Genomic DNA, 14,922 nt, shown 5'->3' on the forward strand with positions numbered 1-14,922 from the left:
CTAACACGATCTTGCAATTACTTTTTTAAAAAAGTCTGAAATTGTCTACTAGTCTGGGTTCTAGGATTTTTTGATTCGGATTTTCAATTATTGGCTTTTGTGTATCTATCGACTAGATTTAAAGCTGCCTGACGGTGCTTTTCCACTAACTGAGGGGGAGATAGTACCTGTGCTCGATCGCCATAGCGTTGAACCCAAATACTAAATTCATCCAAGGAGCGAGGGGGCAATTCGAGGCAGTAATCTACATACTGAGGCTTGCCCGTCTGACTATCTTTGGGTCCGCGCCGAATCTTTTGATGGGAATGGCGCAGTTCTCCTTCTTCGATAAAACTACTTACCGGAGGGAAAAAGCGAACTTTCACCCTGACAAACTCTAGCTCTCCTCTTAACTCTAACTGTTGTTCTTCAAGCTCGCCCAATTTAAACCCCCACCCATTCTTGAGAAGTCGATAAGCTCTTTTGAGGCTTTGTTTTTGGGCTTCTATTCCCCTTCCCCCCGGTGTCAGAATCTGGCAGTAATTACTAAAACGATTGACCCGAGCGATCGCTAAACAACCATTACTACAAGATTCATAGAGCAAGTACCAAGCAATATCATAGTAAATTAACTGGAGCGGCCAAATTACAAGCGGGCCGACTTTTTGATGTCCATACAAATCGAAGGAGCGAGAAATTTCTATCGCTTGTCCTTCCACGATCGCTCGTTCGACCTTGTCAATTTGATGGAACAGAGTATTCCTAAATTCTCCTTTTTCCATCATTTCTTGAGGATCTGTGTAATTAATGGCTCGATTTAAATGTTGCCGAACTGGATAAAAAAAATCTTTTCTCGGGTAATCCTTTCCCCATCGAACGGCGGAGGTTTGGACTTCGTTAAATTCAAATCCTCTCAGTCTTTTACGAAGCTGGCGGTAAATTTGTCTGATTCTGGGGTCGCCTTGGTAAATAGCTTGAGATTCTAAAGCATTGAAAGCTACTCTGAATTCATCTCGATCCATGACTCCAGTACCCAAATAATAACCCCAGCGATACATTCGGCGATCGAGAATGTAATAATCGCGCAGTTTCTCCAAATCTCTTCGCAAGGTAGGTGTAGCTGGATAACCCTCTGGAAGTTGGAATCCAACTGCGGCTGCCAACTCTCGCAACTGGTTTTTCAAAGCTTCTAGGGCATTGTGATGATTACCTGGTTCTGAGATTTCCGCTCTATCATTTTCCCGATAGCCGACACCGGGATAGTTAACCAAAGTAGCAATTAACAACATCAGACGGTCAAAAGCTTGCGGGTCGGCGTAAGGATGAGATTTAGCTTGTTTAGCCATAATAATGAATGATGAATGATGAATGATGAATGATGAATGATGAGTTTTAATTCATCGTTCATCGCTCCTAATTCATCGTTTTTAAATGACGATTAACTTGAGGGAGCTATTCTCGTCAAGCTAAAGCCAATCTAGCATTAACTTACCCACACCGACGCAAAAACTCTCAAGTCCAAGGTACTCCGCTAAGAGAAAAACTTATCTCGATATTGGCTTTAATTCGCTACCGAGACTTAACCCAGCTAAAGTAGCAATAAGAATTAGACCTGTAAAAAAAAGCGAGGCATCGAATGTATCTTTCCCTGCGTGCTACTTTTGTGCGCAATGTAGTTGTTGCTGGAGTTAACGGAGCCATTACCCTCATTTTGCTTTTGATTGCACCGTTAGGATTGGCAGCAGTGATTGTTAACACTGTTATGGTTACGGCTTCTACCTTTGTGGTGTGTACTTTGGGAGATTTGGTCGTGGCGTGGTTATTGAAATCTTCCTCTCCCAATCAATTGACTCGGGGTGGAGAACTCAGACAATTCAACCCCTTCTCCCAACCCAAAGCAATTGACAGAAGAAAACGTTATTGATTCGGCTGTAAAAAAGGCATGAAAAGTCTTTATGTATCTCAGCAAGGCTGTTACGTTTCCCTCAAACAAGAAAGCCTAATTGTCCAGCAGAAAGGAAAAATTTTAGCAGAAGTTCAACTTCCCCTGTTGGAACAAATTCTGATTTTTGGTAAATCTCAGGTTACTACTCAAGCAATTCGCACCTGCTTGTGGCGCAATATTCCCATTGCCTATCTTTCTCGCATGGGATACTGCTACGGACGACTCCTTCCCCTCGAGCGTGGCTATCGCCATCTAACTCGCTATCAACAACAGATTAGTTCGCTAGAGCGATTGCTCGTAGCACGGGAAATTGTGCGAGCCAAGCTTAAAAATAGCCGCGTCATCCTCTTACGACAACAGCGACGGCACAACTCAGAAACGATCGCTTTTGCCATTCAAAGTTTAGAGCATTTGATTCAAAAAGCCACACAAGCAGATAATTTAGAGCGATTGATGGGATATGAAGGTGCTGGGAGTGGTAGTTATTTTTCCGCTTTTGGCGAAAGTTTAACTAATCGCGAGTTTGTCTTTCTGGCTCGTTCTCGCAGACCGCCAGGGAATCCTGTCAATGCCCTGCTCAGTTTTGGCTATCAGGTATTATGGAATCACCTTTTGGCATTAATCGAAATCCAAGGACTCGATCCCTATCAAGCTTGTTTACACCAAGGAACAGAACGTCATGCCGCTCTAGCTTCAGATTTAATCGAAGAATTTCGCGCACCAATTGTCGATTCTCTCGTGTTATGGCTGGTTAATAGCAAAGTAATGGATGCTGCCAACGACTTTGAATATGGCAATGGAGGCTGCTATCTCAATAATTCGGGACGGAAGAAATATTTGAAAGCCTTTTTACAGCGTATGGAAGAGGAAGTTCAAACCAATTCCCAACAGAAGCAACCGCGCTGGGATTTGCTCGCGCAGCAGGTGAAGTTGTTTAAGCAGTTTATCTATGAACCTTCTCGAGGTTATCAACCTTTCTTGATTCGTTAGCTGAAAAGATGCTTTTCTATGTAGTCGTTTACGATCTTCCTTGCGATAAGCGGCGCAAAAAAGTAGCAGATTTATTAGAGGGATACGGTCAGCGGGTACAATATTCTGTCTTTGAATGTATCCTCACTAAAGCTAAGTATGATGAATTGCGCCAAAGATTGAAAAAACGCATCAAAGAAGAAGAAGATAGTGTCAGATTTTATCCCCTTTCCGGTCATACTTTAGCTCAAGTAGAAATTTGGGGACAACCTCCGCTAACCAAACCTCCCAGTTCTCTCATCGTCTAATTTGGGTTCACCCGAGAGCGAGGGCCTCGAAAAATCTTTAGAAAGCTTTTTTTTCGTTCAGCCCCTCGAACTCAATCTTAATAAGGGTTTCAAGATTTAGAAGTTCTTTTTTGTCGAGCAGGTAACTCCCTAAGCGCGACCCCCTCGCGATTGCCCTCTGGACACTAGTTGGGATATAGGTTTCAATAAAGAAGACTCTCTATTTATTAGAGAAATTAGTTGAATGGAAACTCAAGGGCACGACCGGCGAGGCGCGGCTAGGCAACCTCTCTATTTATTAGAGAAATTAGTTGAATGGAAACGCCGGCCAGGGCCTCGGCCACGGTGCGCGCGGCCTCTCTCTATTTATTAGAGAAATTAGTTGAATGGAAACAAAACCCAGTTTTTGCGAGTTAACGGCTTGTAAAAAAGCTCTCTATTTATTAGAGAAATTAGTTGAATGGAAACTAGGTCTGAGGCCTTGCGACAAGCACAATTAAAACTCTCTATTTATTAGAGAAATTAGTTGAATGGAAACTTGGTAAAAGGATTGACCGTTCCTGTGTTCACAAAGGTTGCAGCTCTCTATTTATTAGAGAAATTAGTTGAATGGAAACCCTGAAAAAATAGGCGGATTTGTAGATACGCTTATTCCCTCTCTATTTATTAGAGAAATTAGTTGAATGGAAACAACATCCGCCGTCGGAGTTTACCTGCCCGTGCACCGAAGCCCTCTCTATTTATTAGAGAAATTAGTTGAATGGAAACATAAACCCAGTTGAGATTGGCCGCCATGCGCACCTCGCCTCTCTATTTATTAGAGAAATTAGTTGAATGGAAACGGTCGTCCTGCCAGTCTCCCGCCACCAGCGGCGCTCTCTATTTATTAGAGAAATTAGTTGAATGGAAACCGGGCTTTGCCTGGAGCGCCCGGCGCAACACGGTGGTCTCTCTATTTATTAGAGAAATTAGTTGAATGGAAACGTCAGGTCCACGACCCGAACCCCTCGCCTGTGCGTCACTCTCTATTTATTAGAGAAATTAGTTGAATGGAAACGACTGTTTGAGTATCAATGAGGACATTTTAAAACAAGCTCTCTATTTATTAGAGAAATTAGTTGAATGGAAACACAAAATCACCAGCGAGCTGGAAACCCGCAATGCACTCTCTATTTATTAGAGAAATTAGTTGAATGGAAACGTCGAGTATTACGACGCGCTGGCCGCCAGCTTCCTCGGCGAACTCTCTATTTATTAGAGAAATTAGTTGAATGGAAACTATCTTTTTTGGATTGTAAATCTATATCAAGATTAACTCTCTATTTATTAGAGAAATTAGTTGAATGGAAACTTCCTCATCGGATTCCCCACGCACGTCTACTGTTTCAACTCTCTATTTATTAGAGAAATTAGTTGAATGGAAACATCTCTGGTTACCGGCAAGCGCTTGTTTATGCGGCAGTTGGCAACTCTCTATTTATTAGAGAAATTAGTTGAATGGAAACGGCTTACTTCAAGAAAGAGAACTCGGACCTCAGGCCACTTCAGACTCTCTATTTATTAGAGAAATTAGTTGAATGGAAACCAAAAAGGTTTGGCAGAACCTAAGTCAAGAACATCAGAATGCCTCTCTATTTATTAGAGAAATTAGTTGAATGGAAACCGATAGAAGCGAGTTTCAGCCGAGGAACGCCGGGTGCTCTCTATTTATTAGAGAAATTAGTTGAATGGAAACAGCCGACCACTATAACGCGATGGTCATGTTCGTCAAACTACGCTCTCTATTTATTAGAGAAATTAGTTGAATGGAAACGCCCGTGTAGAGCGAGGCTGCGTCGGTCTGCTCTTCTCTCTATTTATTAGAGAAATTAGTTGAATGGAAACTTAGTGTAATAGCGCTCGATTTTAGTGATTGGCTTTTCAATTATCTCTCTATTTATTAGAGAAATTAGTTGAATGGAAACCACAATTCCAAAACATCAAAGCTAAGATAGAGACCGACTCTCTATTTATTAGAGAAATTAGTTGAATGGAAACCACTTTCACCATCGAATCCGGTGACACCCACCAGGGTTCCACCCTCTCTATTTATTAGAGAAATTAGTTGAATGGAAACGACAACCCCCATATCTTCAAACTCGGACGGTTCAAAGTCCGCTCTCTATTTATTAGAGAAATTAGTTGAATGGAAACTCAGCTCTCATAGCAGTGCTAAGCCCTTTAACTGCTTCCTCTCTATTTATTAGAGAAATTAGTTGAATGGAAACATCTCCGATGCTACAAAAATTGCCAATCGTGCCGAAAGCAAACTCTCTATTTATTAGAGAAATTAGTTGAATGGAAACTTTCATCGCCCATGAAAACCACTATCGACTGGATGCGCCTCTCTATTTATTAGAGAAATTAGTTGAATGGAAACATCGGTTTCCCCATTTCCAGCGTCAACAGTTGACCAAAGCTCTCTATTTATTAGAGAAATTAGTTGAATGGAAACTCACCAATGCGGTCGGCATGGCACTCGCTGAAAAGCTACTCGCCGCTCTCTATTTATTAGAGAAATTAGTTGAATGGAAACGTCGCGGGGCTTGCCGTCGCGATATTTCCAACTTGGCCTCTCTATTTATTAGAGAAATTAGTTGAATGGAAACTCGCGAAGGTGAACGGCGCGCGCGGCGACGCGGCGGGGCTCGCCCGGCTCTCTATTTATTAGAGAAATTAGTTGAATGGAAACAGTATCCGGCTCACGCAACGAGAGCGCTCTTCATGCTCTCTATTTATTAGAGAAATTAGTTGAATGGAAACCTATTTACTTACTTATATAAGTAAGTAATTAATTTATATCTCTCTATTTATTAGAGAAATTAGTTGAATGGAAACTTGATCGTCTTTATAGGCTGAATTGTTTTGCTCAGGCGTGTGTCCCAGCGATTGCTCTCTATTTATTAGAGAAATTAGTTGAATGGAAACTGGGCGCGCAATGCCTCTGTATTGCAAAAGTTGCCTTAGCTCTCTATTTATTAGAGAAATTAGTTGAATGGAAACCACAAGTTGGCCGAGTCGCAGAAAAAATCGGCGCGGACTCTCTATTTATTAGAGAAATTAGTTGAATGGAAACGATGGGCAACTGGGTCTTCGGGTGTGACATCTGCCAGCTCTCTATTTATTAGAGAAATTAGTTGAATGGAAACACTCCAATGTGGTTTTTACCTCTTGTTCCACACTGGCTCTCTATTTATTAGAGAAATTAGTTGAATGGAAACCTGAGTTGCATGCAGAGCCATAAGGGCATCGAGCTGAGCTCTCTATTTATTAGAGAAATTAGTTGAATGGAAACACCTGGTATCTTCGCAACCCTACTCGACACACCGTAGTTCTTTGTAACTCTCTATTTATTAGAGAAATTAGTTGAATGGAAACTTGGATAAAAATATTCGTTACCTTTTGCAGCTCCGCCAACTCTCTATTTATTAGAGAAATTAGTTGAATGGAAACTAAACCACGTAAAATTATTTCCACCCAAGACAATTGCTCTCTATTTATTAGAGAAATTAGTTGAATGGAAACGTGGTAGCTCTAACATTACATGGATAATGGTTTGTATCCGCGCTCTCTATTTATTAGAGAAATTAGTTGAATGGAAACACCTTCGGGTCAGGTGGGCTGGTTGAGCTTCTTAAGCCCTCTCTATTTATTAGAGAAATTAGTTGAATGGAAACAACCGAAGCCAGCTCTTGAGGTTCCATGCCAACAACTCTCTATTTATTAGAGAAATTAGTTGAATGGAAACAACCGAAGCCAGCTCTTGAGGTTCCATGCCAACAACTCTCTATTTATTAGAGAAATTAGTTGAATGGAAACTCCACCAAGAATTTGGCTGATGAATTTAGCAGGGGATGAACAACAGCCCCATTCAATTAATTTCGGATAGCTAATACAGAGAAGCTTGGGCCATTAGGATGATCTGGCTGTTCAAAATTTATTTCAATTTCATTAAAGCCAAGATATTTAAGGCAGGCTAAGATATCCCCTCGACTCATCCAATTACTAAATGGTTGACTCCCGCCACAAAATCCCGCATCATCCAAGGCTGTTAAATACTCATACCGATATAGAGTATGTTTAAATCCGTTATGTTCTGCACTGATGCTGCTGGGAAATTTTTTCGCAATTTTGTGAGGGTTTGCTTGAAGCAAGTCACGGTCATAATAGTGAGTCCAAATAAATACTTTGTTGGTGACTTGGCTGATTAAACTGAGTAGTTCCACCGGGTTGGTCATGTGGTAAAGCACACCACTGGCAAGACAAATATCAAACTTAGTCGAACAATTTTGCAGATATTTTACAAAGTCACCACAAATAAATTTGGCTCGTTTTAATTCCAAAATTTCTTTGATGATTAAACACTTTAAATAGGCGCGAGTATTAGCTTCTATTGATAGAATAGAAGCGGCTCCCATTTTTTCTAGCATATAGGTATGTCCGGCTTCTAGGGGGCCGAGTTCTAGGATAGTTTGATCCGCAATGCCACCTAAGCTTTTGACACACCAATGGATGCGACCGTCTTCAAACAAGGGAATCTGCCCTGCTGCCAATTCGGCAAATTGATCGGGTAATCGAGATGCCCACTCGTTTTTAAATATATTTAAAGCGTTCTGTTCACAGGGTGATGATGTGATGTAACTGTCAAGAATTTCCATGATAATTGCTCTAATTATTTACTGGTTATTGTCAAAATAATCATCTTGATCGCTGCTCATAATTGATTATGGCATTAAAGGCAATATCATACTAGATTATGCTAGATTTTTTATATCTATACAATTTCACCAAATCAATAGCTAAATGAAGTCTACTAATTTGTTTCCTGGCTTTTCTCCAACGTTTAGATGCTTTAATTTTCTTTTTGAAATTAGGCGCACGTTTGCGACGCAATCTCTTAGATAATTGCTCTATTTTTTGTTGGGTTTTGGCTAAAAATTTCGGAGGAGCAATTATTGTTCCATCTGAACAAGCAATAGCGTGGTGAGTACCAAAATCTAAACCTATAGCACCAGTGCTAGTTTCTCGTTTTGGTTCGCAGTTTACAGTGATTGAAGCATACCATTTACCTGGTTTCCAGATGATTGTACAAGTTGTTGGTGTCCCCCAAGTTCTAGCTTTACCTCTCATCTGAATTTGTCCTAAATTAGACAATTCCAGGTAGCCGTTATCCCCTGTTGTCTGCGCCTTCCATCCACTTATTCCCGGATAAGTCCAACCACGATCATGTCGTGCGGACTTGAATTTTGGGTATCCACCCCATCCACGGAAAAAACGTTGAAAGGCATAGTCAACACGCTTTACCGTTGCCTGTAAAGCTTGCGCACCTAATTCTTTATATTCAGGCCAACATTCTTTGAAATCTGGCAGAATATTTTGCTGGTCATAGTAGCTAATAGAATTCCCAAAACGCTGATATTCTGTCTTTCTGTGGTAAAGACAGGCCTTGAACAAATCTTTATGAAGTCGTCGCCAATAATGCAATTTCGACTCCTGAGATTTAGTTGGATATAAGCGAAAGGTGGTTCTACGTGTTACTCTCATGGGTGCGAGCGTACCATTCACTTAACGCCCAGTGCAACCTTTGCTCAGAAAGAGTTCTCATGCTGTATTTTTGTATTCACTTGCATATTGTATTGATAACGAAGTATCGAGGCAAGGTGATTACTTCTGAAATTCTCACTAGGTGAACAACAAAAAAGCATTATAAATCCCCGTCCTTAAGGACGGGGTCTCAATTGGTCAGTCTGTCTCCAGACAACCAGATTTCTGAGTTTGTAAAAGTTCTCAAAGCGTCATCAAGCAGACTAATTCGCAAGGAGTTCAAGTCTCATGTTGACAAATACTACTGGAAACCTGTTTTTTGGTCTAGCTCATACTTGGTCAATTCCAGTGGCGGAGTATCGCTTGATGTTTTGAAAAAATCTATCAAGCAACAAGATTCTCCGCGTAGCTAACTATATCCTGCCCTTGCTTTCATCCCCCAGTTCCGTTTCCCTGCACTGGGGGACTTCCCGCAAGGATGTTAAAGATGTAGTTTTTGAGCGCGAATTAGTATTATTTTTCCTGCTGTTGAATCACTAAAACCGAGCAATGGGCGTGATGAATCACGTAGTTACTGACACTTCCCAGAATCAATTCCGATAAACCCGATCGCCCTCTGCGACCGATGACGATCAGATCTGCGCCCCACTGTTTGGCAGTCGCGCAAATTTGCCGACCGGGTTCGCCCGGTTGATAATCGGATTCTGCCTTAATTCCCGCCTCGGTGGCTTTTTGGACGAAAGAACTCAGCCAAGCTTTCAGTTCCTCTGTCGCTTCTCTAATCAGTTGTTCTTCTAGTTCAATAATTTCTTGGGAATAAACGCCGCTGTAAGCCCCCATTCCGGCGTGAGCGAGGAATTCGGGCATTCCTGCTATGGGTTCTTGCAGGCAATGAAAGATCGTCAACTGACTGTTATAGGCTTTGGCTAGCTGTAGCGCCTTCTCAAACAATTCTGGCGTAGATGCCAAATAATCAACCGCTACAAGAATTTTTTTAAAACCAACTGTTAAAGAGTGCCCCTCTTGGTTTTGCGGGGTAAGGACTTTCTGACTGTTTACCGAATAAGTCATAGCCCCTCACTTGTATTTTGCTATACCTCTAATTTCAGAGTGACATAGTTTTAAAGTTTAGGAGCGGCTTCGATAGAAAAGTTAACTGGCTCTTTAGAGGGGACGAACTCGCTCTAGAGCGGCTTGCAGTTCTTCTCCTTCAATGACTTCCGTTTTAAGCAACTGTTGCGCGATCGCGTCTAATAACTCGCGATTGCGATCGAGGATGGCTATAGCTCTTTGATATTCGCCTTCTACTATCCGTTTGACTTCCTCATCGATCGCTTTAGCAGTTTCTTCGCTCACCAGGCGGCGGAGATTGCCGTTGCCATTGCCCAAAAAGTTCGCTTGTCCGGCGCGATCGAATGCCAACGGACCTAATCTTTTGCTCATTCCATAGGTAGTCACCATGCGTTCGGCAATATCCGTCGCGCGTTGCAAGTCATCCGCTGCGCCGTTAGTCACGCTGTCGAACACCAGTTCTTCAGATGCCCTACCGCCGAGCAGCGTAGCAATTTGCTCGCGAAATTCCGCTTCGCTCATCAAAAAGCGGTCTTCTGTAGGCATTTTCAGCGTATAACCCAAGGCAGAAAGACCGCGAGGAACGATGGAAATTTTAGCCACTTTCCCGCCTCCTGGCATGACGGCACCGACTAAGGCATGACCGACTTCGTGGTAAGCGACAATCTGTTTCTCTTTTTCGTTGAGGACTCGACTTTTCTTCTCCAACCCGGCAATTACCCGTTCGATCGCCTCTTTCAGTTCGTTTTGGGTTACGACTTCTTGCTGGCGGCGGGCGGCGAGGAGGGCAGCTTCATTGATTAAATTAGCTAGATCTGCCCCAGCAAAGCCAGGGGTACGAGCGGCGATCGCTTTTAAATCCACATCTTCTGCCAACTCGACCTTGCGAGCATAGACCTCTAAAATTGCTAGCCGTCCCAACAAATCGGGGCGATCGACCAGTACTTGTCGGTCGAACCTTCCGGGGCGCAGAAGGGCTGAATCGAGGGTTTCCGGGCGGTTTGTCGCCGCCAAGACAATGACCGTCGATTCCCCGGCGGCGAACCCGTCCATCTCCGTGAGCAATTGATTGAGGGTTTGTTCGCGCTCGTCGTTACTGCCGCTAGCAACCCCTCCGCTATTGCGAGATTTGCCAATCGCATCCAATTCGTCGATAAAAATAATGCAAGGCGCTTGTCTCTTTGCCTGATTAAATAAATCGCGGACTCGCGCCGCACCAGTCCCGACGAATAATTCTACAAACTCGGAGGCGGAAATGCTGAAGAAAGTCACGCCCGCTTCTCCGGCAACCGCTTTTGCCAGAAGCGTTTTTCCCGTACCGGGAGGACCGACGAGCAAAACGCCTTTGGGAATTCTAGCTCCAATTTTGTTATAGCGCTCTGGGTTTTTGAGAAATTCGACGATCTCGACTAATTCGGTTTTTGCCTCTTCTGCACCAGCAATATCGGCAAAGGTAATCCGGGCAGACTCTCCCTCGACATAAACTTTGGCTTTGCTTCTGCTAAAAGCAAGGCTTCTACGCTCCTCGCCGCGATTGAGTAAAAAATGCATGGCTCCCACCAAGATTAGCGGCGGAACTACCCAAGCGAGTAAAGTCATCCACCAAGGATTTTGAGGCGGGGGGGACGCAGCAAAAACGACTCCCTTCTCTCTCAGTTTGTTGGGCAATTGCGGATCGTTAAGCGGGATCGTTTCTAAAACCTCTCCTTCAGCAGACGTGTTGTTAGCGCTTGACGAAGCATCCGCATGAAATGGGTTATTGGGGGTTTTCGTTGTCTGAAGTGGGTTGTCAACGGGAAACTGAAATAGGTTTTCGGGATTCTCCCCGATACTGCGAGAAGCTTTAAGCTGGTAGCGAATCAGATCGTTGCCAATCATCACCACTGCAACTTCGCCTTTTTCTACTTGCTCTAAAAACTGGCTGTAGGGTTGTAGCGGATATCGAGACGATCGCGGCCAAAATAAATAAGCTAAAAAGGATACGCCTGCTAGCACCAAAAGAAGATTGCCAAGAGAGGGAATTTGAGGCTTGTTTTTAATACTCATGATTTCGCGATGCTTTCTAGAAAGCTGATGAGAGCAAGCAACAGTTTTTCCATTTTAGCTGTAGATCTTCTCCGCCCCTACGTCTAGGGATAGTCCTTTGTCATTGGTCATTGGTTATTGGGGAAAGGGAAAAGGACTTTTGATAAAGGACAAATGACAAAGTCCCACTCCTTTTCAGGGTGGGATGAGCTTAAGATTACCCGGTAATTGATTTGTGACGCTCTACGGCAGCTAAAAACCCCGTACTCCTTAAATCCAAAGCTTTTCCAGCGATTGTGTCCTTTGAATCTTGGATAGCCTGGTGTTTTGCCTGCTTTAAGCCTACGGAAGAAGGCTTTAAATGCCTTATCCAAATCTTGTACTACATTTTGAAGAACATGACTGTGTACTTTGTTAAATATATATATCTAATACCAGTTATCAACTAAAGATTCAAGCTCTTATCTGGCTAAAGCCTACAATCGCCTAACGACTGGGGAGGACGCGGTGCCGGAACTTGTTTCCGGCACTTTAGCCGTCCGTGCTACAAGCCCCGAAGCTTGCGGCGAGCTAAAGCCAATTTCGGTCATTTAAGCGTCGAACGGCAACGACTGCCGGACGGGGAGGATGGTTAGCAGCTTTGTCGGGCCAGTTTGAACCGATTGGAATCTTGCGCTCTTGCATGAATTCCCGACCTGTTGTCGTCCGCATGTCAAACTGACGAATTTCTGTTTTGAGATCTTGGCGTATTCCTCCTGCTTCTCCCGGATGTTGGATCGCTAGAAATAGGGTTTGCCGATCTTCGGTAAAACGCAGACCGCAGATTTCCGTATCCATGGGAGAAATCGCAAAGGGATATGCTGTGCCAGCATTGGCACCCGATGTGGGAATAAACCAAGCAGAATTGTTGCCAAACAGACCAACTAAATCGATTTGGCTGACTGGATTTCCATTAACAACTCGGCTAGCAACTGCTTTATTTTGGCTGCTGGTAGACATATCAGTGACCATCCAGAGATTGCCATCGGGATCGATTTCGAGATTATCGGGATTGGAAAAACCCAACCCTCCTTCGGCAGGTTCGCCTCCGGTTGCAAAAAGCTCCCAACGAAAGGTCATCGAATCGGGATTGCTGTCGTCTTCCTGCAAGCGCATTATCCAACCGAATTCGTAGGGAGTTTCTCCTTTCGATCCTTTAAAAATTTGCTTGTCGGAACCGCCATCGCTGCCAGGAGAACCGGAAGTAAAGGCGATAAACAGCGTTCCGTCTTGGGCTACTTCGGTATCTTCAGGACGTGCCGTACAGGTAATTCCTGCCGCGTTTGCCGCGTAGTGAGCGTCGATTAAAATTGCCCCCTGTTTTTCGGTAGGATCGCCTTCATAGAGGTCGCCCAGGGTTTTGAATCGTTCTTTGAAAATGGCAATTTCAGATTCGCTAATCGCTTTGATAATTCCCCCAGCAAGACGATCGGGATTGGGGAGAGGAACCATGCCTTTTCCGTCCTCGCCTGCCACTTGACTGGGCAAAACCGGATTGATAGGGGTATCGGGACTAAGGGGAATCCAGCGACCCGTTCCATCGGGATTAAATTTCGCACCATAGAGCATTCCTTCTTCGAGCAAGCGAGAGTTTGCCTTGTCTTTGATATCGTTTATCGTTTCCTTGGAGATAAACTTGTAGAGGTGCCCGCCCCGGCGATCGCATCCCGAATAAACGGCTAATGGCTTGCCAGGAACGGCTCGAAAGGCAACGGCTTCGTGGCGATAGCGCCCTAACCAAGTATGCTTAGTACCGTAATCGTCGGGGTTGGCGGGATCGATTTCTACCATCCACCCGTATTTATTGCCAGCCAAACCCAATACATTGGCTCGACCGTCTAGATCTTCATCGGTAATCAGAAAGGGAGTCTCGGAAGGGTCTAAAGAAGATCCGTCTGCCATGACGGGTTCGGGCACTTGGTCTTGAAAATTCTCTTCTGCACTCAAGACGGTTCCCCAAGGAGTCGTTCCGCCCGCACAGTTTTGAAAGGTGCCGATAATTTTGTCGCCCAGTTTGTCATCGTAGCCTTTCTTATTGGACTTGTTAAAGATGGCAACAGCAGGACCGGTTGCTTTGAGATAGCGTCCGTCTTCTAAACCCGAAATTCCGGTAATGCGGCGATCGCTTTTTGAAAAAGTCCGCTCCCATCTACCATCAGCGTTGCGACGAATGGAGATAAGGCCAATCCCTTGATCGATTAATCCTTCTTTAGAAATTTCGAGAATTTTGGCTTTAAGCGGGTCGTTTTCTGGCAAGGCAAAGGCATCGATCTCGCCTTGAGTGTCTTTAGCGGCGGCTTTTACTTCGTCGAAGGGCAGAGACTTCCCGATAACCATTGGATAGGTTTGCATCCAGGTTTTGCCGCTAATGTATTCAAAGTTAACCGTCAAAAATCCTTCGTTGGGACTGGTTTCAATAAAAGATAAGTAATCGTTATTGTAACCGAAGCGAGAATCTCCCACGCGATCGCCCCACGCGGCAATCACATCGTAGGTAAAGCCTTCTGGCAACACCAGATCGTCCACTACTTCATAGGTGCTGTAAGCTGATATCTGTTCTGCCTCTGCCATGCCATCAATATCGAGTGGCATGGGGACCTTAACGGGTTGAAAACTCAGTCCTTCGATCTGTAGCGAGTTGGTTTTGGGAGAGGTTTGAGCTAGCGTCGGCGTGGTAAAGGACAGAGAAACTTTTTTACTGGGTTCGCCCAGTGCGATCGTTCCAGCACTTGCCCCTAGAAAGTAAAGAAATTCTCGACGTTTGATTGTCATGGGTCGGTCTTGTGTTGAAAATGCCCATCTGGGAAAAGTACCAGATGTTATGAGTGATAAACGTTAAATCTTAGTCGATGTAGTTTATGAAAAAGTTATAGCTTGGCGAACAGAATTAATTCGCCGCTAGACAAACAAAGCCTGCCTACACAGGGTCGTAACTTGAGATCGTCAAACATATAGCTTGTGGATTTGGATTGGGGGTTGTTATAATACAACTTGAAATATAATTGGTATTATGACAAGAGCGCG

At 43.9% G+C, this 14,922-nt stretch carries 9 protein-coding genes, 1 pseudogene and 1 CRISPR repeat array; of the genes and pseudogenes, 4 read left to right on the forward strand and 6 right to left on the reverse strand.

All coding sequences use genetic code 11. The features are described 5' to 3' along the window. Window positions 1-83: 83 nt before the first annotated feature. Window positions 84-1,325: a YafY family protein gene (locus tag PLE7327_RS10810; protein WP_015143867.1), complete on the reverse strand. Its 1,242-nt coding sequence runs from the start codon at window positions 1,323-1,325 to the stop codon at window positions 84-86. A gap of 290 nt (window positions 1,326-1,615) precedes the next feature. On the opposite strand from PLE7327_RS10810, the gene csx18 reads away from it, so the two are divergent. The 3 genes from csx18 to cas2 are packed head-to-tail and all read left to right on the forward strand — an operon-like array spanning window position 1,616 to window position 3,201. After that, complete coding sequence (gene csx18 / locus PLE7327_RS10815) at window positions 1,616-1,903, forward strand: CRISPR-associated protein Csx18 (RefSeq protein WP_015143868.1); 288 nt, start codon at window positions 1,616-1,618, stop codon at window positions 1,901-1,903. Between the two features lie 18 nt (window positions 1,904-1,921). After that, window positions 1,922-2,914: a CRISPR-associated endonuclease Cas1 gene (gene cas1, locus PLE7327_RS10820; protein ID WP_015143869.1), complete on the forward strand. Its 993-nt coding sequence runs from the start codon at window positions 1,922-1,924 to the stop codon at window positions 2,912-2,914. Window positions 2,915-2,922: 8 nt separating this feature from the next. After that, a complete protein-coding gene (cas2, locus tag PLE7327_RS10825) occupies window positions 2,923-3,201 on the forward strand; it encodes a CRISPR-associated endonuclease Cas2 (protein ID WP_015143870.1) in 279 nt (92 codons plus the stop codon). A 195-nt stretch (window positions 3,202-3,396) separates the two neighbouring features. Then, window positions 3,397-7,038: direct repeats of the CRISPR family, unit length 36 nt; unit sequence CTCTCTATTTATTAGAGAAATTAGTTGAATGGAAAC. Window positions 7,039-7,094: 56 nt separating this feature from the next. Here cas2 and PLE7327_RS10830 read toward each other — a convergent pair. Further along, on the reverse strand, window positions 7,095-7,877 hold the full coding sequence (locus PLE7327_RS10830) for a class I SAM-dependent methyltransferase (protein ID WP_015143871.1): 783 nt from the start codon (window positions 7,875-7,877) through the stop codon (window positions 7,095-7,097). A 148-nt stretch (window positions 7,878-8,025) separates the two neighbouring features. After that, a pseudogene (locus PLE7327_RS10835) lies at window positions 8,026-8,763 on the reverse strand (RNA-guided endonuclease InsQ/TnpB family protein); the annotation flags it as partial. 194 nt (window positions 8,764-8,957) lie between these two features. Between PLE7327_RS10835 and tnpA the strand changes: the two are divergent. Beyond that, window positions 8,958-9,176 (forward strand): IS200/IS605 family transposase, encoded by a 219-nt coding sequence (tnpA, locus tag PLE7327_RS25775; RefSeq protein ID WP_254658006.1) that lies wholly within the window; start codon window positions 8,958-8,960, stop codon window positions 9,174-9,176. 100 nt (window positions 9,177-9,276) lie between these two features. Here the strand turns inward: tnpA and PLE7327_RS10840 are convergent, their stop codons facing one another. The 3 genes from PLE7327_RS10840 to PLE7327_RS10850 all read right to left on the reverse strand — a co-directional run bounded on the left by PLE7327_RS10840 (window position 9,277) and on the right by PLE7327_RS10850 (window position 14,670). Then, window positions 9,277-9,834 carry a universal stress protein gene (locus PLE7327_RS10840; RefSeq protein ID WP_015143873.1) on the reverse strand — a complete coding sequence of 186 codons (558 nt, stop codon included), beginning with the start codon at window positions 9,832-9,834 and terminating at the stop codon, window positions 9,277-9,279. A 93-nt stretch (window positions 9,835-9,927) separates the two neighbouring features. Then, window positions 9,928-11,880 (reverse strand): ATP-dependent zinc metalloprotease FtsH, encoded by a 1,953-nt coding sequence (ftsH, locus tag PLE7327_RS10845; RefSeq protein ID WP_015143874.1) that lies wholly within the window; start codon window positions 11,878-11,880, stop codon window positions 9,928-9,930. A 549-nt stretch (window positions 11,881-12,429) separates the two neighbouring features. Then, window positions 12,430-14,670, reverse strand: coding sequence for a PhoX family phosphatase (locus tag PLE7327_RS10850; protein WP_015143875.1), 2,241 nt, complete (start codon window positions 14,668-14,670; stop codon window positions 12,430-12,432). Window positions 14,671-14,922: the final 252 nt, after the last annotated feature.

It is taken from the genome of Pleurocapsa sp. PCC 7327, from assembly GCF_000317025.1.
Taxonomy (GTDB): Bacteria; Cyanobacteriota; Cyanobacteriia; order Cyanobacteriales; family Microcystaceae; genus Hydrococcus.